The sequence below is a fragment of the Variovorax sp. V118 genome, assembly GCF_041154445.1.
GTDB lineage: Bacteria > Pseudomonadota > Gammaproteobacteria > Burkholderiales > Burkholderiaceae_C > Variovorax > Variovorax boronicumulans.
This window is the reverse complement of the sequence record NZ_AP028663.1, coordinates 2,254,729-2,276,835: the sequence shown is the minus strand read 5'-3', so window position 1 is coordinate 2,276,835 and position 22,107 is coordinate 2,254,729. Positions and strand designations below refer to the sequence as shown.

Here is a 22,107-nt window from a genome sequence, read left to right as displayed (position 1 = left end):
GCCCCTTAATCCCCGCTCCCTCGATGTCCCGTACGCTCCAGCTCGCCGAACAACTGATCTCGCGCCCTTCCGTCACCCCCGACGACGCGGGTTGCCAACAGATCCTGGGCGAACGCCTCGCTGCGCTGGGCTTCACGCTGGAAACCATCGAGAGCGGCCCGGCCGATTTCCGGGTCACCAACCTCTGGGCCGTGCGCCGCCCCGCCAACGGCAAGGCGACCAAGACGCTGGTCTTCGCCGGCCACACCGACGTGGTGCCCACCGGCCCGCTCGACCAGTGGAGCAGCCACCCGTTCACGCCCACGCACCGCGACGGCAAGCTCTACGGCCGCGGCGCCTGCGACATGAAGACCTCGGTCGCGGCCTTCGTGACCTCCATCGAAGAATTCCTGCAGGGCGAGCCCGACCCGACCCTCACGCTGGCGCTGCTGCTGACCAGCGACGAGGAAGGCCCGGGCGTCGACGGCACCGTGATCGTCTGCAACGCGCTGGCCGCACGCGGTGAAACCATCGACTACTGCATCGTCGGCGAGCCCACCTCGGTCACGCGCTGCGGCGACATGATCAAGAACGGCCGCCGCGGCACCATGAGCGGCAAGCTCACGGTGAACGGCGTGCAGGGCCACATCGCCTACCCGCACCTGGCGAAGAACCCGGTGCACGCGGTGGCGCCCGCGCTGGCCGAGCTGGTGGCGATCAATGCCGCCGGCGGCTGGGACGCGCAGAGCAACCCCTACTTCCAGCCCACCAGCTGGCAGATCAGCAACTTCCACGCGGGCACCGGCGCGAGCAACGTGATTCCGGGCAACGCAGTGATCGACTTCAACTTCCGCTTCTCGACCGAGTCGACGCCCGAGTCGCTGCAGCAGCGCGTGCATGCCGTGCTCGACGCGCACGGCGTCGACTGCACGTTGACCTGGACCGTCGGCGGCCTGCCCTTCCTGACCACGCCCGGCGAACTCGTCACGGCCGTGCAGGCGGCGATCCGCGAAGAGACCGGCCTGGACACCGAACTGTCGACCAGCGGCGGCACCAGCGACGCGCGCTTCATCGCCAATATCTGCAAGCAGGTGGTCGAATGCGGCCCGGTGAATGCCAGCATCCACAAGATCGACGAGCACATCGAAGTCGCCGAGATCGAGACGCTGAAGAACATCTACCTGCGCACGCTGCGCGGGCTCGACGCGGCGCTCGCCCAGGGCGCGCGATGAGCACGGTCATCGAACTGATCGAAGCCGGCGCCAAGCGGCTCGAAGACGCCGGCGTGGCCTTCGGCCATGGCACCGCCAACGCCTTCGACGAAGCCGCCTGGCTCGTGCTGTGGCGCCTGAAGCAGCCGCTGGACGACATCGACGCCGTGGCCGACACCCCTGTGTCGCCGGCCGATGCCGCCAAGGTGGCCGCGCTCATCGACGAGCGCATCGCCACGCGCAAGCCTGCGGCCTACCTCACGAAAGAAGCGTGGCTGCAAGGCGTGCCCTTCTACGTGGACGAGCGCGCCATCGTGCCGCGCAGCTTCATTGCCGAGCTCATCGCCGACGGCAGCATCGACTACTGGCTGGGCGAACACACGCAGCGCGTGCTCGACCTGTGCACCGGCAACGGCAGCCTCGCAGTGCTCGCGGCGCTCACCTACCCGGATGTGACGGTCGATGCCGCCGACTTGTCGACCGAAGCGCTCGAAGTGGCCGCCATCAACGTCACGCGCCACGCGCTCGACGCCCGCGTCACGCTGATCGAATCGGACGGCCTGAAGAACGTGCCCGGCACGTACGACCTCGTGCTGTGCAACCCGCCCTACGTGAACAGTGCCAGCATGGCCGCGCTGCCCGCCGAATACCGCGCCGAGCCCGAACTGGCGCTGGCCGGCGGCGCCGACGGCATGGATTTCGTGCGCCAGCTGTTCGCCGACGCGCCCGCCCGCATGAGCGAGCAGGCCGTGCTGGTGCTGGAAATCGGCAACGAGCGCGATTATTTCGAGACGGCATTTCCGCAGCTCGAGGTGGTCTGGCTCGAAACCTCGGCCGGTGAAGACCAGGTGTTGCTGGTCACCCGGACGGCGCTGCTGGCCGGCGCCGGCGTGCGTTAGCGACGCCCGCCGCCCCCGCTTCACCGCCTTGCACGCAGCCTCCGGGCTGCGCCCCCTTTCATCGGGCGATGTCCGCCTTTGCCCCTTCGCGCCGGCTCGCTGAAGGTCGGACGGGATAATCCCCCCTACGGTTCCTATTTCATGATTACTCTCAAAAACGTCATTCTTCGCCGCAGCGCCAAGAAACTGCTCGACGGCGCCACCGTCAATCTCAACCCCGGCGAAAAGGTCGGCCTGGTGGGACGCAACGGCGCCGGCAAGTCGTCGCTGTTCGCGCTGTTCAACGGCACGCTGCACGAAGACGGCGGCGACTTCTACATTCCCAAGCAGTGGCGCATGGCCCAGGTGGCACAGGACATGCCCGAGACCGAGGAGTCGGCCACCGACTTCGTGGTCGGCGGCGACACCCGCCTGACCGAGCTGCGCGCCACGCTGGCCGCCATCGAGGCCGCCTACGCCGAGAACCCCGACGACGCCGACATCGGCATGGAACTGGCCCACGCCTACACCGACCTGGCCGATGCCGGCGAGCACGACGCCGTGCCGCGCGCGCAGGCGCTGGTGCTCGGCCTGGGCTTCAAGTCGCACGAGCTCGACGAGCCCGTCAACAGCTTCTCGGGCGGCTGGCGCATGCGCCTGCAGCTGGCCCGCGCGCTGATGTGCCCGAGCGATCTGCTGCTGCTCGACGAACCGACCAACCACCTGGACTTGGACGCCCTGGTCTGGCTCGAGGCCTGGCTGCAGAAGTACGCCGGCACCATGATCGTCATCAGCCACGACCGCGAGTTTCTCGACGCCGTGACCGACGTCACCCTGCACATCGCCAACGCCCAGCTCACGCGCTACGGCGGCAACTACAGCAAGTTCGAGGACATGCGCGCGCTGCAGATGGAGCAGCAGCAGGTGGCCTTCAGCAAGCAGCAGGACAAGATCGCCCACCTGCAGAAGTTCATCGACCGCTTCAAGGCCAAGGCCAGCAAGGCCAAGCAGGCGCAAAGCCGCGTCAAGGCGCTGGAGCGCATGGAAAAAGTGGCGCCGCTGCTGGCCGAAGCCGACTTCACCTTCGAGTTCAAGGAGCCGGGCAACATCCCGAACCCGATGCTCTCGATCGACAACGCCAGCTTCGGCTACGAGGTTGAAGGCGAAGCGCCCAAGACCATCCTGCGCGGCGTGAGCCGCTCGGTGCTGGCGGGCCAGCGCATCGGCATCCTGGGCGCCAACGGCCAGGGCAAGTCGACGCTGGTGAAGACCATCGCGCGCGAAATGGGCGCGCTGGCCGGCCAGGTCACCGAAGGCAAGGGCCTGAACATCGGCTACTTCGCGCAGCAGGAACTCGACGTGCTGCGCCCGCAGGACAACCCGCTGGAGCACATGGTGCGCATGGCGCGCGAACTGGGCAGCAATGCCAAGGAAGCCACCGGCGAGCAGGCCCTGCGCGGCTTCCTGGGCAGCTTCAACTTCAGCGGCGACATGGTCAAGCAGCCCGTGGGCACCATGAGCGGCGGCGAGAAGGCCCGCCTCGTGCTCGCGATGATGGTCTGGCAGCGCCCCAACCTGCTGCTGCTCGACGAGCCCACCAACCACCTGGACCTGGCCACCCGCGAGGCCCTGGCCGTGGCGCTCAACGAGTTCGAAGGCACGCTGATGCTGGTGAGCCACGACCGTGCGCTGCTGCGTTCGGTGTGCGACGAGTTCTGGCTCGTGGGCCGCGGCGTCGTCACCGACTTCGACGGCGACCTGGACGACTACCAGCGCTACCTGCTCGACGAATCCAAGCGCCTGCGCGAAGAGGCCAAGGTGGCCGTGCGCGAAGCGGACGCCGTGGCAGCGGCCGCCGCTGCCGCAGCAGCCGCCGCGGTACCGGCCAAGAGCAGCAGCAACACCCCCGAACAGCGCAAGCAGGATGCCCAGGAGCGCCAGCAGCGCAGCGAGCAGGCCAAGCCGCTGAAGAAGGAACTCGCCAAGATCGACGAGCGCATGGCCACGGCCGGCACCGAGCGCAGCACGCTCGAAGCCCGGCTGGCCGAACCGCTGCCGCCCACCGAGATCGCCGAGGCCGGCAAGCGGCTGAAGGCGCTCAACGACGAGATCGCGCAGCTCGAAGAGCGCTGGCTGGCGCTGTCCGACCAGCTCGAAGCGCTGGCCGCCTAAACCCTTTGGCCGCGCGCGGCTGGCAATCAGCCAGCCTGCGCGGGCCGGGTAGCATGGCAAGGTCAGGGAACCCGCCAAGGAGCCACGCTGCATGCCTTCTTCGATCGAACTCGCCCGGGGCGATGAAAAACTCATCGCGGCCATCCACCGCAGCCGACGCCTGATCGGCCGCAAGGCCCTCATGGCCGCCGCCGCCAGCGCCGTGCCGCTTCCCGGCGTCGACTGGATGGCCGACGCGGCGCTGCTGTCGCGCCTCGTGCCGCAGATCAGCGCCGAGTTCGGCCTCTCCGTCACCCAAGTCGAAAAGCTCGCGCCGCACCAGCGCGAGCGCATCCAGAAGGCCGCGACCACGCTCGGCGCCCTGCTCGTGGGGCGGCTCGTCACGCGCGAGCTGCTCATGAAGCTGGCCCGGCACGCCGGCATCCGCCTCACCGCCAAGCAGGCCACCAAGTACGTGCCCATCGCCGGGCAGGTCGTGTCGGCCGCGCTCGGCTATGCCGCGCTGCGCGCGCTGGGCGAACAGCACATCAAGGACTGCGTGCGCGTGAGCACCACGCTGGCCCTGACGCCGCCCGAGCCCGCCGAACGGCTCAAGCCGGCCTGATTCGGCCACTTCCGGCTCGATTGCCGGCTCAGTCGCCGGCTGGCGGCGGTCCGTAGTGCGGGGCCGGCCGCAGCGCCTCTTCCTTCATGCGCTGCTCGTAGGCGGCCAGCAGCGCGACGTAGTGGCGCGACATCACGTCGCTCACCCGCCCCAGCCCGATCTTGCTGACTGTGGGCTGCGGAATGCCCGTGCGTTCCTGGATCTGCTTTTGCGTCAATCCGAGCGCTCGCAGCGCCTGCACCAATTCGCGTGGCTTCATATCGATCCTCCCTTTTTTTCCTATTTTAGAGTCCAATACGAATATTCATCTGCGCTTGAATCTCCACCCCATGGAGACTATTGCTTCACGTGCCCTGGCCGCACGCAAATTCGCCAAGATGACGCAGAAGCAGGCCGAGGCCGCTTCGGGCGTCAAGCAGTCGAGCATCTCGAAGATCGAGCGTGGCGACACCAGCCGGTCGATGAGCGTGCTCGCCCTGGCACGCGCCTACCGCGCCGACCCCAACTGGCTCGACACCGGCGACGGCCCGGCCCCGTGGGACGAGGTGCAGATCCGCCTGGCGCGCGACAACGCCCACGAGCCGCCCGGTCCCTACCGCGTCACCCGCATCGCGCCCGTCGGCCCGGCCTTCGCGCCGCAGACGCCCGGCACCGTGCCGCTGATCTCGTGGGAGCAGGCCGGCGAATGGCGCGGCGCCGAATCGCCGCCCCGGCCCACGCTGGCCGAGCGCTGGATTCCCTGCATCGCGCACCACAGCGCCGGCACCTACGCGCTGCGCGTGCGCGGCGACAGCATGACCTCGCCGCACGGGCACCTGAAGAGCTACCCGGCCGGATCGATCGTCTTCGTCGACCCGCAGCACACCACGCCCGACGACGGCGAGCGCGTGGTCGCCAAGCTCGACGACGACATCCGCGGCGAAGTCACCTTCAAGGTCTACAAGGAAGACGCGGGCCGCCGCTGGCTGCTGCCGCTGAACCCCGCGCACGAGGCCGTGCGCGTGCCCTTCACCGTGCTGGGCACCGTGATCGGCAAGTGGGAAGACGAAGACTGAAGGCCCAAAGGGCCTCTTTTCGCGAGGTCAGGTTGCGTACAGATTCGCCGGGCACAGTGAGGTTTCTCCCGGTGGCTTGCACCTCTGATCCTCCCTCCTCCAGCAAGTCACCTTCCAGCCCGCCCTCGTGCGGGCTGTTTTTTGCCTGCACCGCTGCGCGCCGGGCAAAGGCTTTTGATGGGGTCGATTCTTTCTGGTATATAATTCACGGTTGCCCGAAATGATCGGGCATTTGCCTGGCCAGGCAAGCTGAATCTCATACCAGCGCGTCGAAGTCATAGCGACGAGAAAAACAACAATGACTTCCGCAAACGAATCTTTGCCGTAGCGTGGACCGCGTAAGAGTTCACGACCACATTCCGACAAAAGCCCTCCTCGCGAGGGCTTTTTCATTTCTGCGCGCTGTCGCCCCCAAGGCGTCCGCCTTCCGTCAACCCCTCTTTTTTCCTACACGGTGTAACGGAATGCGACCTACGCAGTACCACGCGGGCCCAAGAGACGATTCGTTCACTGTCAGCACAGGGAACAAAGGGAATCACATGAGCCTCAGGGAGATCCGCGAACGCTACGGCGTCAGCTTCGAAAGAGGAGCCCGCGTCATCTGCGGCGGCCGGCTCGGCACCGTCGCCGGCGCGAGCAATTCGCACATCCGCATCAAGTTCGACGGGCGCCAGATCAGCAGCCCGTGCGATCCCCTGGAGGTTCAAGCCTGCAACGAAGGCGCCGTGAACCTCTCGCCGCAGACCACGCAAGACTGGCACGCCCCGGCGTAGCCCTGCCTGCGTGCCCGACGGGGCACATCTTCCTTGGCGTCCACGGTGTGGCGCAGCCGTCGCGTAGCATCGGCGCGCACCCTCACACCGCCAAGGAAACCCATGAAGACACTGAAGAGGACACTGGCACTTGCGACGATCGGCCTGGCAGCCGTGGCCACGTCGGCGCAGGCGCAAACGCAGACGCGACCCGTCGTGCAGTTCATCGCCACGGGCGGCACCATCGCGATGAAGATCGACCCCGTCACCAAGGGCGTGGTGCCCGCGATCTCGGGGGACGACCTGATGCAGACGGTGCCCGATGCCGGCAAGTACGCGACCATCGAGGTCAACAACTTCTCGGCCATGTCGTCCAACTACATCGAGGCGAAATGGTGGACGCGCCTGACCAAGGCCGTCGACGACGCGCTCGCGCGCCCCGAGGTGGCCGGCGTGGTCATCGCGCACGGCACCGACACCATGGAAGAAACGGCCTACTGGCTGGACCTGACCGTCAAATCCGACAAGCCGGTGATCCTGATCGGCGCGCAGCGCAATGCCTCGTCGCCCGACTTCGACGGCCCGCGCAACCTGCTCAACGCCATCCGCATCGCCACCACGCCCGAAGCGCGCGGCAAGGGCGTGATGCTGGCGATGAACAACCAGATCAACGCGGCACGCAACGTCACCAAGACGCACACCGCCAACGTCGAGACCTTCAATTCGGGCGATTTCGGTTTCCTGGGCGAGGTGTGGGACGACAAGGTCGTCTTCACCCGCGCGCCGCTGCGCCGCCAGCACATCGACATCGGCAGCGCCGAGATGCCGCGCGTGGAAATCGTCGCCATGTTCGGCGGCGCCGACGGCTCGCTGATGCGCTACGCCGTCGACCAGGGTGCCAAGGGCATCGTGGTGCAGGCGGTGGGCATGGGCAACATGAACGTCTCGATGTTCGAGGCGCTCAAGTACGCGCTGTCCAAGGGCGTGCCGGTGGTCGTCTCCACGCGCGTGCACAACGGCCGCACGCGCCCGGTCTACGGTTTCGTGGGCGGCGGCAAGACCAGCGACGAGGCCGGCGCCGTGATGGCCGGTGACCTGAGCCCGCAGAAGGCGCGCCTGCTGCTCATGCTCCAGCTGCACCGCGGTGTCACGAGCAAGGCCGAGCTGCAGGCCGCGTTCGACCGCTGAGCCCCGCGCACCGCGTCAGGCCGGCGCGCCGGCCAACGCATCGATCAGGGCGCGCGAGGCGGACGACAGCCGCCGGTGCGGCGCATAGATCACCGACACCGGCCGCGAACGCCCGCACGCCGGCGCCAGCACCTCCACCGCGCGGCCCTGCACGAACAGCGGGCGCGCGATGAAGTCGTAGGTCTGGCAGATCCCGAGCCCGCTCAGCGCGAGCGAAACCACGCCCAGCACATCGTCCGACACCTGGAGGCTGCCGTGCGGCGTCCAGTCCACGTCGCGCCCGTCCTCCTGAAGAATCCAGGGCGCCACGCGGCCGGTGCTGGGCATCACGAAAGGCAGGCAGGCGTGCTGCGCGAGGTCGCCGATGCGCGCCGGCATGCCTGCGCGCGCGATGTAGTCCGGCGCGGCCAGCAGGCACATCGGCGCGTCCTCGAGCTTGCGCCCGACCAGGCCGCTGTCGGGCAGCGGGCCCATGCGGATCGCGAGGTCGTAGCCCTCGGCCACGAGGTCGACGTTGCGGTTGGTGATGTTCAGCTCGACGCGCACCTGCGGGTGGCGGGAGCAGAAAGGCTGCAACAGCGCCGGCAGCCGGTGATGGGCGTAGGTGGTGGGCACGCTCAGGCGCACGCTGCCGGTGAGCTCGTCGCCCTGCCCCTGCATCGCGCGCTCGGCATCGTCGATGAGCGCGAAGGCCGCACGCGACTGCTCCAGGTACAGCCGCCCCTGCTCGGTGAGGCTCAGGCGCCGCGTCGTGCGGCGCAGCAGCTGCACGCCCAGCCGCGCCTCCAGGCGCGTGATCGCGCGGCTGAGCACCGAGGGCGTCGTCGCCAGCGCCACGGCGCCGGCCGTCATCGAGCCCTTGTCGACCACGGTGACGAAGGTTTCCACATCCCCGAGGTGATCGAATCGGCGGCTCATCTTGCCTCCTGAAGAACAAATGTTTTCCTGACTGGCCAGTTTATCGCCGGAGAGGCAATCAATACATTCGATCTCGAGGGCCGCAGGGCCCTGCCTCTTCACCTTTTCACCAGGAGCTACAGATGACTTCCACCACCACCGCCCCGTCGATCCGCCCCGTCCTGATGGTGCTCACCAGCCATGGCACCAAGGGCGCCACCGGCGGTGAGCCGACGGGCTTCTACCTCGGCGAACTGACCCATCCGCTGGCCGAGCTCGAGGCGGCCGGCATCCCCTTCGAACTCACGTCCATCCAGGGCGGCGAGCCGCCGGTCGATGGCCTGGACCTCGGCGATGCGGTCAATGCGCGCTACTGGAACGACAGCGGCTTTCGCGAGGCCCTGCGCCACACGCAGCGCCTGGGCGATGTCGACGCCTCGAAGTACAGCGCGATCTTCTTTGCCGGCGGACACGGTGCGATGTGGGACTTTCCGACCAGCCCCGACGCGGCGCGCGTGACCCGCGAGGTCTACGAAGCGGGCGGCGTGGTGGGCGCGGTGTGCCACGGCCCCGCAGCGCTGGTCAACGTGACGCTGGGCAACGGCGCCTACCTGGTCGCGGGCAAGAACCTCAGCGCCTTCACCGACGACGAAGAACGCGCCGTCGGCCTCGCGCAGACCGTGCCCTTCCTGCTCGCCACCACGCTCGTGCAACGCGGTGCGCACCACCACCCGGCGCCCGACTGGACGGCCCAGGTCGTGGTCGACGGCCGGCTCGTCACCGGACAGAACCCGCAATCGGCCGCGGGTGTCGGCGCGGCGATGCGCGAACTGCTGCTGCGCCAGAACTGAAAGGAAAGAACGTCCATGAACGCTCTCCCTAAACTCGCCGCCATCGCGACCCTCGGCCTGGCCGCGCTCGGCGCGCAGGCCGCCAACGTGCTGGTCGTGCTGTCGGATGCCGACCACCTCGACCTGAAGGACGGCAAGGTCTTCGCCACCGGCTTCTATCTGAACGAACTGATGCAGCCGGTGAAGCTGCTGCTCGACGCCGGCCACCAGCTGACCTTCGCCACGCCCCTGGGCAACGCGCCCACCGTGGACGCATCGTCGGTCGACAAGATGTATTTCGATGGCGACGAAGCCGCCCTCAAGCAGCACAAGGCGCTGCTCGACAAGCTGAAGCTCACCTCGCGCACGGACTCGCCGGTGATCAGCCTGTCGCGCGTGGCGCAGATCGGCTACGCCCGCTTCGACGCCGTCTATGTGCCGGGCGGCCATGCGCCCATGCAGGACCTGCTCACCAACCCCGCGCTGGGCCGGCTGCTCGCGGACTTTCATGCGCGCCACAAGACCACGGCCCTCGTGTGCCACGGCCCGATCGCACTGCTCTCGACCTTGCCCGATGCACAGGGCTTCACGAACCGGCTCGCGGCGGGCGGCACGGTCGAGCAGCGACCGGACTGGATCTACGCCGGCTACCGCATGACCGTGATCAGCAACCAGGAAGAGGAGCTTGCGAAGGCGGCGCTGCAGGGCGGCACGATGAAGTTCTATCCGCAGACCGCGCTGCAGCATGCCGGCGGCGCCTACAGCAGCAACCAGGCGCCGTTCACGCCGAACGTGGTGATGGACCGCGAGCTCATCACCGGGCAGAACCCGGCATCGGCGCTCGGTGTGGGGCGTGAACTGCTCAAGCGACTCAGGCAAGAGCCGGCGTCCTGACGCGGTCCTGGCGTCGAACCCAAGAAAAAAGCCAGCTGTCGACTGACAGCTGGCTTTTCATATTTCGCATGGCTCGGTGGTAGGACGTACTGGATTCGAACCAGTGACCAACGGATTAAAAGGCGTTGGCAAACAAAATCAGCGCTCGAATGAGCAACCTTCATCGATCGCTGTTGATTATGTAAGGTCTTGATTTAAAAGGCAAATCTTCGTCGATTGCTGTTGACCGTTGTGCGCCCTTGTCGAGCTGGCTCCACTAGGCACTGCACCGAAAATGCACCGAATATCGCTGCAAAACGCCAACCGAGCCCTAGGCAACGCGCCATTGAGCTTTCGAGGCGCTGCCGCTGCCGCACGCCCGATCCGCGGCAGAATGCTGCACGGCTGGTGGTGGCATCGCCGCAGCCGGCCATTCACTCTCCCGTGACACCTTCTATGCCTTGGTTTGATGAACTGCGGATTTGGACTCAAGACTTGTACATGGGCTGCCTAGCCTTGAACAATCTGCCTCACCATTCACAAGGCGTTCCTGCTGTGCGGCAAACCATCGGCGGGCATTCGAAACAGACGATGAATCCCTTGGCACCGCCGTCTCTTAGGGCACACCCCAACCGGACAGTAGCGCGTGCGAATCTACACCCGCCGGACTACAAGCGCACACGACAGCGGTTTGACTCCAGGCTCTCAAGGGTGCTGTTGGTGGACTTGTATACGTTGCTCGACAAGGAAGTGATATTTCGAGCGAAGGCTGGCAACCCGAAATACATAGAGAGTGGGCTCGAGGCAAATATCGTCAAAGCTGGCCTGAAGTGGGCGCCTTATCCTTGGGCATATGCTCGTGCCATTGAACTAGCAGCGGTGCGCAACTGCATCATCCACAACGATCTGACGTGGCAGCAGGGCCAGATAAATCGGCTGACGGCACTCAACGGCCACTACCCCTACCCCATTCCCATTGTGGGCGAAGCCATCGAAATCGAGATGGCCCACCTGTTCGTCTACAAAAGCGCTGTGCGACAACTCCTGAATACATAAGCAGCCTCTCAGCATCGCAGGTCCAGTGCGGATCGCTCGGCGCCCGCGGGCCTCTTGTAGCCGTCGAAGACCCTCTTGCGAGCGACACCAGTCGGTTAAGCGGAGGCGCCGCCTTCCACCGGTGTGATGTTTACCAGGCCGCATCCGAATTCCCCGTTCGGCATTGGTGATATCTGGATAGGAATCTTGGAAAGGACTTCACTCTTGGCAGCGAGCCAACGCAAAAGCAAAACCTTTTCGTCTCCGCCGTCGATCTCCTTTCCGGTTTCCTCTGCTGTCAGCAGATCCTGAACGATCCCGGCCGCAAAGTCCGTCACGCTCAGCAAGTCATCCAGGTAGGACTTGTGCTCAAAGGATTTACCAAACCCGATCGTCCCCGTTTTGTGCCTCGCATACATGGAAAGGGCGTGCAGGAAGATTTGCTGCATTTGCGGGAAGCCACGTTCGCGTGCGGTCTCGTTGATGGCATCGCTGTCGCAATACCAGAACACGTGCTGCCCCGCCTTCGTCAGCAGCGCAACGAAGATCGCGACGACATGACACACACGCAAGACTTTTTCGGCTGTTGCTCCCCGCCAGCGGCCAAGTCCCATGGCGAACAGTTGCTCTTCCATGACGGGGAAACTCTCCTTGCGCGTCCCACCAAACACGGAATGAATCCTCTTGTCGATCGCTATCGTCACAACGGCGCCATGGACCGAACCGTCGATCATTTGCAGAAATTCTGGCAAGGCCCGGCTTCTGGGACCTGAGGTCAATTTGTTGAACTTGAATTCGCTGAAGGGCTTGAGGATTTTGTGTTTTCGTCGGAGGTCTTCGCTCTGCTTCTTGAACGTGGCCGCCACATTGAAGCCCAGGATCAAGAACGAATAGGTATTGAACTGGGCGCCATGGTTCTCACCGCCGAAGTCCGACATGATCGCAACGCTCTTGTGCTCGGAAAAATCGGGAAGCTCTTCGAGTTGCCCGAGCCCTACCGCCAGCACTTGAGCGAATGTGGGCGCGTTCGGACCGGTGAGGGCTGACAAGTCGAAGGGACCACGCTTCCTGATCTTGGGGCGGCGTTGTGGTGTTAATCGGTTGTTCTTGAGCATGCCAGCCTATCTTCCCACGCCGATTCGACGTCACGCTGACGAAAGATCAGTGCCGTTCCGCAATCGTCAGCGCCACCAAGCGAGCCCCTGGGCGAGATCGACGCTGGCGCCGGCGTCATTGCCCTGCGCCTGGCCGCGGCGGCCAGCGCGTGGCCGGTGGGCCGCGACGGCGTACTCGGCCAGATCGAACGCGGCGGACATGCAGTCTGCAGCGGGCTTAATCGCCCAGGCTTGGCCTTCTTGGTCTTCGCGCATCGTGTAGACCACCACCAATGGGGACGCCTCGAGCACGTCCCCGACCTTGTAGTCCCTGAGTGCTCTCCCCGTCCCGCTTGGCACCAACTGCTCATTCAATGCGTCGAGACGCATTGGGCCTTGAAGTGCATCCATCTGCGCGGCGTGCGCCGCTGCGGATTTGCGCAGTTCAGAACCTTCCTTGACCATCGCTCGCCAGGCGCGCGCCAGCTCGGAAGGCGTCAGCGCTGGTGGCGCGGGCGCCAACAGCACGGCCTCTAGCGCCTCCAGTTCCTGGCACCACGCCTGCTCTTCTTCGAGGTCCGGGGGGCCGAGGGTCTGCAGCAGGCGAAGGAGGTACGGTGCGCGCCAGTGTCCCTGGGGGAGCCAGCCGATGCTCTCTGCCGTCTGAGCCAGCCACCCGGTGCGCTCTTGCCTCAGACCGCTGAGGTACTCCGGACCTGGGTCTGCGCAATGCGCTTGAAGGACGGCCCCGAGTTGCCCGGCATCGTCGACCCCATCGGGTAGCCCGCCGGCTGCTCTTTCAAGCTCTTGCGCGATCTGCAAAGGGGTCAAAGTGGGCTCATCCACGCGGGCTGCCGTCAAGATCATCCTTACCAGCATCCTATTAGCTTCGTGTGGGACCGTCGGCGGCTTGCCACGGCCTCGGCGCCCCTGCCCTTGGTCCGGAACGGAGGCGTCGGCATCAAGCGCTCCGAGCATGACCAACGCGAGGACTCTCCGGCATGCTTTCTTGTGGGCGTTGCTGAGATCGATTGCGTAACTCGTGCCGAGCGGGAGATCCGGAGCCAGCCGAGCACGCAACGACCCCATGGCCTCGATCATGTCCGAGGCCAGTCGTTCGTTTCGGTGCCGGGCTAAATTTGTCATTTTGGTGCACCCGCGTTGATGGCGGGTAATTCGCTCATCACAGATTACCAGCCATCGAGCGACATATGCCAAATTCATACGCCACGGATCACAACGAACGCGCACTGCATCCGGCCATGCCAGACGACACGTTCCTGACCGCCGAGGCTGTCGGCGCGCTGCTGCCTTGGCTTCGCGGCCGCACCCCGGCTCAAATAAGAGGCGGGGTGCGCTATGCCGCGAGGCAAGGACTGATCCCCGCTGCGGCGGTTGCTGGTGTCGGCGGTCGACCGTCTGTGTGGCTCGCCAAGGACATCAAAGCGTGGATAGCCGGGTTGTCCACCACGGCGTCCCCTGCATCGCCAGCCTCAATTGCTCCTGCCGACGAACCCGCCGCTACCGCCCACGTGCAGCCGCAGCAGGCGCCGCGGCGCGGGAGAAAGCGGTGCCCTCTGCCTGAACGCGCGCTTGCACTGTTGCAGGGTTCCCAGGCCTGAAAAGGGAAAAGCCCGGCCGCCTTGGGGAAGGCAACCGGGCTCGGAGGGGTAGCTTTGGACGCTGCCTAAATTATCTTCGGGCCTCGTAAATGTGGCAAGCATCTCGCGCTTGCTCGCCTCCCTCGAGCGTCTGGTCATTCGACCCGTGGACGCGCTCGTTCAATTCCTCGCTGGTGAGATCCGCTGGGTTGGCCAGCGGCTAACACCTACAGCCGGGCAAGTGCTTGCTGAGTTGTGCCGCAAGGCCAAGGCTAGCGATCCAGCTGCAGGGGTCAAGGTGAAGCTTGAGTTTCTAGGCAGCCACGGGCCGAGGCAAGCCTCGCCCCGCGCCGTGGACGATGCGGTGGCCCTCTTGCTGCAAGTCGGCCTCATCGTGCGTGAGCGGCGGCGGCCGCGCGGCGCCAGGCTCAAGGAGGAAGTCGCCGTGACTCACCTGAACCCTGCATTCATCGAAATCGCGCTGGCTTGGCACAGACGGCGCTCAGCGCTGCGCGCGTCGGGAAAGCGGGGGCACTTGGCCTACCCGCTGCCGGCAGAAATCGAGCTCCCAATGACTTTCATTCCAGGCCCCCCGGGACCAAGGGACTTGCACATGGCAATCACGCCCAAAAAAGACGCTCCCTCCGGAAACCCAATGCCCATGCGGGTTGCCACTGTTCCAGCACGCAAATACTGCGCTCTCCAGTACGCAAATTTTGCGGAGACCGGTATTCACACCCCCCAGGCCGACGAACTCGATGTGGAAGGCTTGGATAACCAAGGAGGGCATCCCTCCGCGGTTTCTGCGGCGCGCGAGCGCCGCTCCCCTTCACTCCCGCCCGCGATAGCGGGCTGGGGGGGTGGTGCCCAGTTCATCGAGAAACCAGTTCCCGAGGCCATGAGGACCTCCCCGATCGACTCTTCCATGGCCGGCCGCCAATTGAACGAGTCCCCAGGAACGAGCCGATCAGAAACGGCGATGCGCGAACGGTGCGCCAATTCGACTCGCCTAGCCATTTGGATCATGAAACAGAACGGCGACAACCGAGACCATTTGACTCGATTGGTGACGATTCGGTGTTCAAACGACGGTCGCTATTCCGGCGGTGAATTACCCATTGGAAAGTATTCCAAGAACGCCGAATCGATCGGCCAATACAGCGGTCTCTCACTTACGAGCTGGGAAGATTTTTTCAAAATGGTGTACGCCCGAGAAAATAAAACCTCCAAAGGAACGGACGAATTTATTGGCGAATCACTCTTTGCAGGACCACGCGAAGGTTCACGAATCCTTCTACTTGATGACGTCAATTCATCGATGCCACTGTTCGACGGGTTTGCTTGCGCAATTCTCGAAACGTCACATGGAAATTTTCAGCACCTTTATGCAGGCGATCGAGATATGACAAACGAAGACCGTCATCAGGTTCACCGCGCCTTATACGAAAGCATCGGATGCAAATCGGATTCTGGTGCGCTTTCTGGGCACCAGGCTCATCGATGGCCTGGCTCTGTAAATCTCAAACCTGGTCGAGGACGATTTTGGACTCGGCTTGTTTATTTGGCCGATGGAAAGAAGCATGAGATCGGAAATTTACTTGCAAAGCCCAAAGTTAGTCGACCGTCTGCATTAGTGAATAAGGTGCCGGCGGCGCAACAGCCGCGAGCGCCAACCTCTAGGTCCGGCACTGACAGCACACCCTCAGGGCGCGACTGGGGCCGCGCGATCGGCATGTTGAGCTCCGGGCGTAGTGCTGCGGATGTTGAAGCCTTCCTCCAGCATTCGGTGCGCGAGCCAGGTCGGCAACCGCGCGACGAGGCACGCTCTAACCACTACGTGAGCACGACCTTGGACAAGCTCCGTAAGCAAGGCTTCTTGTCGGGCTGAGACCAGAAGCACCCAAGCGGCGGGGAACACCGGCGCAGCGTAGCGCTGTATCGGCGTGGCTCAGCGGTGAGCGGTGGAGCCGCCTCAGCTGCCGGGTCGAATTTGTCATTTCGGTGCACCTTGGGATCGCGAAGACCATCGGGACATGAGTTCCCTTGCGCAGCCAGCCCCCCGCGTCCCACGCATCAAAGCCCGCTACGCGGACTTCGATGCATGTGACGCGGTGCTGGCGAGGGAGGCTGACGCCTCCCTTCGAACCCACCTCCGGGAGGAGCTATGGCTCCCCCGTTGAAGTCCTCCAACGGCGAGCCGTTGGATGCGTACGTCCGCGTCCGGCTCACTCGCAGCGAGGCCGCGGCGTATCGCGAGGCTGCCGAAGCCGCCGATGAGCAATGCCTCTCGGATTGGTTGCGTGCCGCCATTGAGGCTGGCGCCGGTATCGCCGCCCGGCGGTCCGGTCGTCGTGTCGGTGGAAAACGCGCACGCGTTTTCAGCACTGCCGACCCGGTTCTGATCGCAAACATTGCCCAAGTCGGCTCCTTGCTTAACCAGTGTGCAAGAAGGCTAAACACGGATTTCCTAAATGGATCCCCCGCGAATGTTGTTGAGGCCTTGGGTGCTCTGAAAAATATCGAAGCCAGAACGCATGCGCTATTGCCAGTGCCTCGGCTGGATTGACTGCATAGCTGTGAATATAAGTGCACATCAAATTCCTTCCTTTTGGCGCTGGAGACGGCTGGCAGGCCGTTCGCTACGTCCTGGCCGCGCACGAGAAGAATGGCCAACGTCGATTTGGTGTCAAAGTGCTCCACGGCAATGGAATTCTTTTTGCCGAAGCAGTCAATTCACTTCCGTTTGTAAAGAAATATACAAGCGCGGTGGTCGCATGGAGCCCGGACGATCGAATTACGGAAGAAGAGATCATGTCCGTGATTCAGGCGTACAAGGAGGTCGCATTTGCCGGATTGAAATCCGAGCAGATGCTATTCGCCGTTTTGCATTTGGCAGAGGACGGCGGGCACGATTTGCACCTGCTCTCCCCTCGCGTGGAAATGAGCTCAATGCTTTTGGGAAAGCCCAAATCTTTAAATATATGCGCGCCGGGCCAGATGCGTGCTTTCGATTTGATGAGGGATGGGTTCAATTTCGAGTTAGGTCTCAGCTCACCGAAATCAAAGGAAAGAAGCCGAACTCTGTCGCCCGGTCATCTCGCTTTCGTCGAGGCGGAGAACCTCAGAGCGCAGCTCGCCAGGGAGAAAGATGCGCGCAGAAAAATTTCGGACTGGCTCTTGGCTGGTGCCAGGGCTGGGCAAATCTCATCGAAACAGGACGTTCTGGCGCAACTGAGACGGCTCGGCGAGATCACCCGCGATGGAGTCGACAAGAGCGGCCGCCCGTATGTGACTTTGAAGTTGCCCGATGCCCCGAGGGGCAAAGGTATTCGGTTGCGCGGGGAGCTTTTCAGTGACGACTGGTCGCCCTCTCGACTCGTCGAACTCGACGCCGCTGCCGCTGAGCGCGCTCGACGACTTCGAATGGATCCCGAATGGCGGGGCGGAGAGCGCTCCGCCCAGCTTGCCGCCACAGTCCGCGCCGAGCTCGCAGAACACATCGAGCGACGCGCTGAATACAACAGGCGCACCTACCCCGCCATTGCCCCTGCCTCCGCCTTCGATGGCTGCGACCAGGATCGAGAGCTGGGCGCAGGCGCAGGCCGATGCGGCAGCGATGCAGACGATTCTGTGCAACGCGCGCAACCAGGTGCGCCAGTTGACCGTCGACCTGGACTCGGCGTCCAGATCGATGGTCGACATGATGGCCGGCCACCAGAAGGCCCTCCGAACGTCGATTCACATCGCGCAGACCCAATGGACCAGCGACCTGAAAAAGGCTCGCCGGTCACTCCAGATCGCATTGGCGGTGCCCTTCCTGGCAGTGCTCCTGCTGTCCGCGCTCGCGGCGGGCGCGAGCTTCGCGTGGATCCGCCACCAGATCAACCAGGCCGACGCCGAGCTCGCACAGCGCCAGCAGGAAATCCAGCGCATGACCTCGGAGTTTTGCGCAAGCCCGCCCGGAAAGCGCGCGTGCCGATGACCGCCGTCATCACCTCCGAACTCGACCAGCACTTTGCCGTCGCGCTGCGGCGCGCGCGTACCACTTCTTCGTCCGTCCCTTCCCATCTCAACCAGGAGCAATCCATGACCGTTTCCGATCCCTCTCAAGCAGCCACGTCGACACCCTCTCCAGCGGTGGTCGCAACCGCGCGCCCATCGTTGCGAGATTCGTTGCGATTCGATGCAGCGCCGAAGAAGACCGCCGTGGCTGCTGCGGCCACCGGCGTCGATCTCGATTGCCCCCGGCCGCCAGCGCTCACCAAGGCTGGCGAGATCGCTCCGGCCGAATACGAGCCAGGCTGGCTCACTCGAATCATTCAGGCCTTCCGGGCGTTGATCCTTCGACTCTTTGGCGTATCAACAATCCCGCCAGGCACCATGGTGACCGAACCGGGAGAGCCCAACCTTGATGCACGCGATGAACTCATCGCCATCCTGCGCGAGGAGTTGGAATCGGTGAAGTCCGAGTTGGCCAAGGCGCGCACGGTCTTGGCCGCGGCGGGAATCTCGCTCGAAAACGCGGACGTCGCGGACGTAGCTGCCACCAAGACGATGGACGCCGCGGCGAAAGCACTGACTCTCGACAAAGAGCGAGACGCAATGCGTATGCGGCGCGAAGCGGCCCAGTTGCCCGGCGACGAACACATTGCGGCCGTGCGTGCGGCAGGCGATCGACTTGCCGTTGCGCATGCCGGGGCCGCGGCGATAGAAGAGGCGCGGGCAGCACTCAGGTCGGCCGAAGAGTCGGCCGCAATCTGGGACAAGAGAGCCGCGATCGTTGCGACCCTGCCGCAGCAGGCGGCCGTTCTGGGTATTCAGCGCCAAAGCCTCGAGGTGAGTCGGGTCATGGCAGATCAGGCGGCCAACGCCCTCGCCGCCAACCAAGCCCAGATGGCGCTCGACGAGCAGGAAGCGGCCGAGCAAGCAGAAGCTGGCGCAGACCGTTCGCCCAGCGCCTTGGACAGGTCGAACCCAGCCCTCGCGGCGCGTTACCGCGCCGAGTGGCTCACCTCGAATCGAGAAATCCGAAAAACCCACAAGCTCGAACCTCAGATCGAGCTCGACCACCCGCGCCCCACTGACGAGGCGCTGCGCCCGCTCTCTCCGGCGGCTCGGCTCGCCGCGTTCGCAGCCCGCGACGATGCGCTGAAGGTCGCACGGGCCGAACACGAAGAACGGCTCGCTGAGCTCTACGAGCGCCGCCGAGTCCTCGCTGCGGCGCTTTGGGGAGATGAGTTGGACGACGAGGACGCCGATGCCGACCTCGCAGAGCACCTGAGCCAGAGCGAGCGCCCGCGATGAGCCTGTGTCGCGCAGTCGTCGCAAGCGAGGATGAGGCCTTGGCCTTGCCGGTGTACCAAGTGCAGCCGGCACAGCCGGCGGTGGCCGGCTGGTTGCGCAACCTCTTGACACCAGTGGTCGCGGCTTGCCGGCTGCGCAATACGTATCCAGTCGAGTTCCGCCCCACCGGCCTGTGGGGCGGCTGGGCGGACAGCCCGGACAGCGCTCCCGATCGGCGCGTGGCCATCAGCAATCTCGCATTGCATCGCACGAAACGCGGTCTTGTCACCACGTTTCTGCACGAGGTCGCTCATCACTTGACTGGCATCGAACATGGGCACGACGCATATTTTTTCGCGGTCAACTTAATGCTCTTGCTGAGAGTCTCTGCGGCCTCCGGGGCCGCCCCCCAGAGTATTGGCGCACTGGCCGACACGATGCAGCTGTACGACCTCGCAGAGCCGCCTGCGGCGCTACAGCACGAACCGGATGCCGGTGTCGGGCGAGCGATGGCCTGGGCCATTGCTGTGGCTCATGAGATGGCGCCGACGCACCTCACCGCAGAGGATGCGGCCGCAGCGATCTGCGACCGTTATGCCACGTTTGTCGCCGAGCTCGAAGCCGCCCCTGCAAAGCGCGAAGCCGCAGCGTCCGCGCGTGCCCGCGCTGCTGCTGAAGCCGAAGGCACCCGGAGGGAACTTCGAAGCACGACGCGCCTGCTTCGGTCGATTTCAATCTGGCTTGCCGTAACGGGGGCGGTTGCCCTGGTCGAAGCGTTCTTGGTCGTCAAACTCTCTCTTAGCTGAGTTTGATCGTGATGCAGGCAGTCGAGTTGGCCGAATGCTCGGCTGAAATTGGCCGATCCCTCGGACAAGGTTCGTACAAGTCTCCGGCTGGACGAAGGTTTGGACAAGGTTGTACGAACTTGATTCCATTTGACGGTGCCGCGCGCTCAGCGCGCGGCTCTAGCGCCAGTGTTGTCCGAAGGTTGGTAGAAGCTTCGGACAACTCGCGACTTGGCCCAGGGTTCGGACAAGTTTCGGCCAACGATGGACGAAGGTTGGAGCAAGCGTCGGCAATTGTCGTTGGGCGTCTCGGCTTCGCCGACCGCGCTCTCAGGGCTTCGCCCCCGAGCCCTTCGGTCTCGGCCTGCGGCTCCGCCTTCGGTTCCGATCGCATGACGCACGCTGCCTGCGGCAGCAGCTCGCTGCGCTCGACGGCCTCTGGCCGATCTGTGCCGCTGCGCGGCATGAGGCGCTCGCCGCGCGGCGTCCCGTCTGGGAAATGTTCTCCGCGGCCTTCACCGTCTACCTCGCGCCTTCGCTATTCCTTCGTCAGTGTGGCCAGCGCCACGCGCTGCGCGCGCTCGATTGCCACCCGCAAGGGTTCGCTTCGCTCCCGTCCTCTCCCGTTCGCACTCGCTGCGCTCGCTTGCGCATGCGGCCTCCGGGCGGGCCCTTGCGTGCATCAATCGCGCCGGCCCCACGGACTCCGGGCGAAGGCGAGAGGTAGACGGTGATTGAGACCGCCTGGATCGTTTTCCCAGCCGGGACCGGATTCCCAAGGGGCTCAGCTCAAGGTTCCGGTGTTTTTAAGACCAACGCCGCGTTGCGGCAAGAAAGAAACCAGATGACAGAGCAAGCAGTTTCAGTGGATCAGGTGCAGGGCGCGCTGCGCGCGTCCATTGGGGAGCATGCCCCGACAGACCAACATGCCCAGGCCGTGGCCGAGTTCATGGCCGCGGACGGTATCAGCGTTGTTCACAGCTTCGACAAGCTGGCTCTCGCGGGCGCCAGTGGCAGTCACAGCCATATCGCGAAAGCGGCCGTGATTGTGGCCAGCGTCTACAGCCAGGAATTTGCGCAGCACATTGCCGATCGGCTTAGCAGCCTCAGCGATCTGCAGGTGTTGCGGTGGGTTTTCGAGCACGGGCATTTCGATTTCGACTCGACTCACCAGGAGATGCTTGCTCACGCTCTCTCGACCACCGTTGTCGATCTTCAAGCGACGCTGCGCGTCTGGAAGCTTGTCGATAGCGCCGATCGCTGGGAGCAAATCCTCGCGTCGCATCGCGCCTCTGTGCGCAAGCCGGAGGACACCGCAGAGTTTCGTCACTTTGTGGGCAAGGCCCGGGCCGCAGCTCGCGGCGGCCGCAATGCCTGGGACGTCCAGTCGACTGGAGAAAGGGTCGCTGTAGCACTGGCGCTGAACAAGCCGGCATGGCTCAAGTCGATGGGCTACTCGATGGTCGAGGCCATTGAGCGCACTGGATCGACCTGGGTTGCGCTCATGCCCGCCGTGGTGCGCGATTTGCGGGACGCGGGCGACCTCTGAACGCACGCAACAACAACGAGGAGAAAGCAATGAGTCAGCAACAAAACCAACAGCAATGCGATAGCGCCAACGAAGCCGCCGGCATGGCGATGGTTGAGGCGCAGTGGGAAGAGATACGCAAGAAGTACCCCGACTGGTATGCGATGTATGACGAGGTGATGCCCGACACGACAGCAAGCCGCTCTGAAATGGCAGAGCTGTGGGCCACTGCCCCCACGCCGTGGGCCGCGGGTGTGATCTACGGCAAGTTCACGATGCGGTTGGAGATATCCGCGCACACCGGCATGCCGTTCTGAACCTGATCCAACCAGGACCAACACC

The 22,107-nt window shown here is 64.5% G+C and carries 22 protein-coding genes; 17 read left to right on the top strand and 5 right to left on the bottom strand.

Annotation, left to right across the window (positions count from 1 at the left end; translation table 11 throughout):
- Positions 1 to 23 precede the first annotated feature (23 nt).
- From dapE to ACAM52_RS10390, 4 genes are all read left to right on the top strand, one after another.
- Complete coding sequence (gene dapE / locus ACAM52_RS10405; RefSeq protein WP_369646952.1) at positions 24 to 1,211, top strand: succinyl-diaminopimelate desuccinylase; 1,188 nt, start codon at positions 24 to 26, stop codon at positions 1,209 to 1,211.
- On the top strand, positions 1,208 to 2,089 hold the full coding sequence (gene prmB, locus ACAM52_RS10400) for a 50S ribosomal protein L3 N(5)-glutamine methyltransferase (protein ID WP_369646951.1): 882 nt from the start codon (positions 1,208 to 1,210) through the stop codon (positions 2,087 to 2,089). Before dapE ends, prmB begins: the two co-directional genes overlap by 4 nt.
- A gap of 141 nt (positions 2,090 to 2,230) precedes the next feature.
- A complete protein-coding gene (locus ACAM52_RS10395) occupies positions 2,231 to 4,240 on the top strand; it encodes an ABC-F family ATP-binding cassette domain-containing protein (RefSeq protein ID WP_369646950.1) in 2,010 nt (669 codons plus the stop codon).
- Between the two features lie 91 nt (positions 4,241 to 4,331).
- Complete coding sequence (locus ACAM52_RS10390; RefSeq protein WP_139701662.1) at positions 4,332 to 4,844, top strand: hypothetical protein; 513 nt, start codon at positions 4,332 to 4,334, stop codon at positions 4,842 to 4,844.
- Positions 4,845 to 4,872: 28 nt separating this feature from the next.
- On the opposite strand, the gene ACAM52_RS10385 is transcribed toward ACAM52_RS10390, so the two are convergent.
- Positions 4,873 to 5,103, bottom strand: a complete 231-nt coding sequence (locus ACAM52_RS10385; protein WP_062470169.1) for a helix-turn-helix domain-containing protein — start codon at positions 5,101 to 5,103, stop codon at positions 4,873 to 4,875.
- 70 nt (positions 5,104 to 5,173) lie between these two features.
- Here ACAM52_RS10385 and ACAM52_RS10380 point away from each other — a divergent pair, with 70 nt between their 5' ends.
- From ACAM52_RS10380 to ACAM52_RS10370, 3 genes are all read left to right on the top strand, one after another.
- Complete coding sequence (locus ACAM52_RS10380) at positions 5,174 to 5,899, top strand: LexA family transcriptional regulator (RefSeq protein WP_083259139.1); 726 nt, start codon at positions 5,174 to 5,176, stop codon at positions 5,897 to 5,899.
- Between the two features lie 539 nt (positions 5,900 to 6,438).
- Positions 6,439 to 6,672, top strand: coding sequence for a hypothetical protein (locus ACAM52_RS10375; RefSeq protein WP_369646949.1), 234 nt, complete (start codon positions 6,439 to 6,441; stop codon positions 6,670 to 6,672).
- 102 nt (positions 6,673 to 6,774) lie between these two features.
- Positions 6,775 to 7,839 (top strand): asparaginase, encoded by a 1,065-nt coding sequence (locus tag ACAM52_RS10370; protein WP_369646948.1) that lies wholly within the window; start codon positions 6,775 to 6,777, stop codon positions 7,837 to 7,839.
- 15 nt (positions 7,840 to 7,854) lie between these two features.
- Here ACAM52_RS10370 and ACAM52_RS10365 read toward each other — a convergent pair whose 3' ends face one another.
- Positions 7,855 to 8,757: a LysR family transcriptional regulator gene (locus ACAM52_RS10365; protein ID WP_369646947.1), complete on the bottom strand. Its 903-nt coding sequence runs from the start codon at positions 8,755 to 8,757 to the stop codon at positions 7,855 to 7,857.
- A 122-nt stretch (positions 8,758 to 8,879) separates the two neighbouring features.
- On the opposite strand from ACAM52_RS10365, the gene ACAM52_RS10360 reads away from it, so the two are divergent.
- From ACAM52_RS10360 to ACAM52_RS10350, 3 genes are all read left to right on the top strand, one after another.
- Positions 8,880 to 9,587, top strand: a complete 708-nt coding sequence (locus ACAM52_RS10360; RefSeq protein WP_369646946.1) for a type 1 glutamine amidotransferase domain-containing protein — start codon at positions 8,880 to 8,882, stop codon at positions 9,585 to 9,587.
- 15 nt (positions 9,588 to 9,602) lie between these two features.
- Positions 9,603 to 10,460, top strand: a complete 858-nt coding sequence (locus ACAM52_RS10355) for a type 1 glutamine amidotransferase domain-containing protein (protein ID WP_369646945.1) — start codon at positions 9,603 to 9,605, stop codon at positions 10,458 to 10,460.
- Positions 10,461 to 10,895: 435 nt separating this feature from the next.
- Positions 10,896 to 11,495, top strand: a complete 600-nt coding sequence (locus tag ACAM52_RS10350; RefSeq protein ID WP_369646944.1) for a hypothetical protein — start codon at positions 10,896 to 10,898, stop codon at positions 11,493 to 11,495.
- A 95-nt stretch (positions 11,496 to 11,590) separates the two neighbouring features.
- Here the strand turns inward: ACAM52_RS10350 and ACAM52_RS10345 are convergent, their stop codons facing one another.
- Together ACAM52_RS10345 and ACAM52_RS10340 are read right to left on the bottom strand one after the other, a co-directional pair.
- Entirely contained in the window at positions 11,591 to 12,589 is a 999-nt protein-coding gene (locus ACAM52_RS10345; protein ID WP_369646943.1) for a hypothetical protein, read from the bottom strand.
- Between the two features lie 66 nt (positions 12,590 to 12,655).
- Positions 12,656 to 13,669 (bottom strand): hypothetical protein, encoded by a 1,014-nt coding sequence (locus ACAM52_RS10340; RefSeq protein ID WP_369646942.1) that lies wholly within the window; start codon positions 13,667 to 13,669, stop codon positions 12,656 to 12,658.
- 630 nt (positions 13,670 to 14,299) lie between these two features.
- Between ACAM52_RS10340 and ACAM52_RS10335 the strand changes: the two genes are divergently transcribed.
- Together ACAM52_RS10335 and ACAM52_RS10330 are read left to right on the top strand one after the other, a co-directional pair.
- On the top strand, positions 14,300 to 16,057 hold the full coding sequence (locus ACAM52_RS10335) for a DNA-primase RepB domain-containing protein (protein ID WP_369646941.1): 1,758 nt from the start codon (positions 14,300 to 14,302) through the stop codon (positions 16,055 to 16,057).
- Positions 16,058 to 16,345: 288 nt separating this feature from the next.
- Positions 16,346 to 16,735: a hypothetical protein gene (locus ACAM52_RS10330; protein WP_369646940.1), complete on the top strand. Its 390-nt coding sequence runs from the start codon at positions 16,346 to 16,348 to the stop codon at positions 16,733 to 16,735.
- 638 nt (positions 16,736 to 17,373) lie between these two features.
- Here the strand turns inward: ACAM52_RS10330 and ACAM52_RS10325 are convergent.
- Positions 17,374 to 17,871 carry a hypothetical protein gene (locus tag ACAM52_RS10325; RefSeq protein WP_369646939.1) on the bottom strand — a complete coding sequence of 166 codons (498 nt, stop codon included), beginning with the start codon at positions 17,869 to 17,871 and terminating at the stop codon, positions 17,374 to 17,376.
- On the opposite strand from ACAM52_RS10325, the gene ACAM52_RS10320 reads away from it, so the two are divergent.
- From ACAM52_RS10320 to ACAM52_RS10300, 5 genes are all read left to right on the top strand, one after another.
- Positions 17,861 to 18,151 carry a hypothetical protein gene (locus ACAM52_RS10320; RefSeq protein ID WP_369646938.1) on the top strand — a complete coding sequence of 97 codons (291 nt, stop codon included), beginning with the start codon at positions 17,861 to 17,863 and terminating at the stop codon, positions 18,149 to 18,151. The two genes, ACAM52_RS10325 and ACAM52_RS10320, sit on opposite strands and share 11 nt — an antisense overlap.
- On the top strand, positions 18,148 to 19,473 hold the full coding sequence (locus ACAM52_RS10315; RefSeq protein ID WP_369646937.1) for a hypothetical protein: 1,326 nt from the start codon (positions 18,148 to 18,150) through the stop codon (positions 19,471 to 19,473). The genes ACAM52_RS10320 and ACAM52_RS10315 overlap by 4 nt, the downstream gene beginning before the upstream one ends.
- Entirely contained in the window at positions 19,470 to 20,258 is a 789-nt protein-coding gene (locus tag ACAM52_RS10310) for a hypothetical protein (protein ID WP_369646936.1), read from the top strand. The genes ACAM52_RS10315 and ACAM52_RS10310 overlap by 4 nt, the downstream gene beginning before the upstream one ends.
- 709 nt (positions 20,259 to 20,967) lie before the next feature.
- Positions 20,968 to 21,786 (top strand): hypothetical protein, encoded by an 819-nt coding sequence (locus tag ACAM52_RS10305; protein ID WP_369646935.1) that lies wholly within the window; start codon positions 20,968 to 20,970, stop codon positions 21,784 to 21,786.
- A gap of 29 nt (positions 21,787 to 21,815) precedes the next feature.
- Positions 21,816 to 22,082, top strand: a complete 267-nt coding sequence (locus tag ACAM52_RS10300; protein ID WP_369646934.1) for a hypothetical protein — start codon at positions 21,816 to 21,818, stop codon at positions 22,080 to 22,082.
- Positions 22,083 to 22,107: the final 25 nt, after the last annotated feature.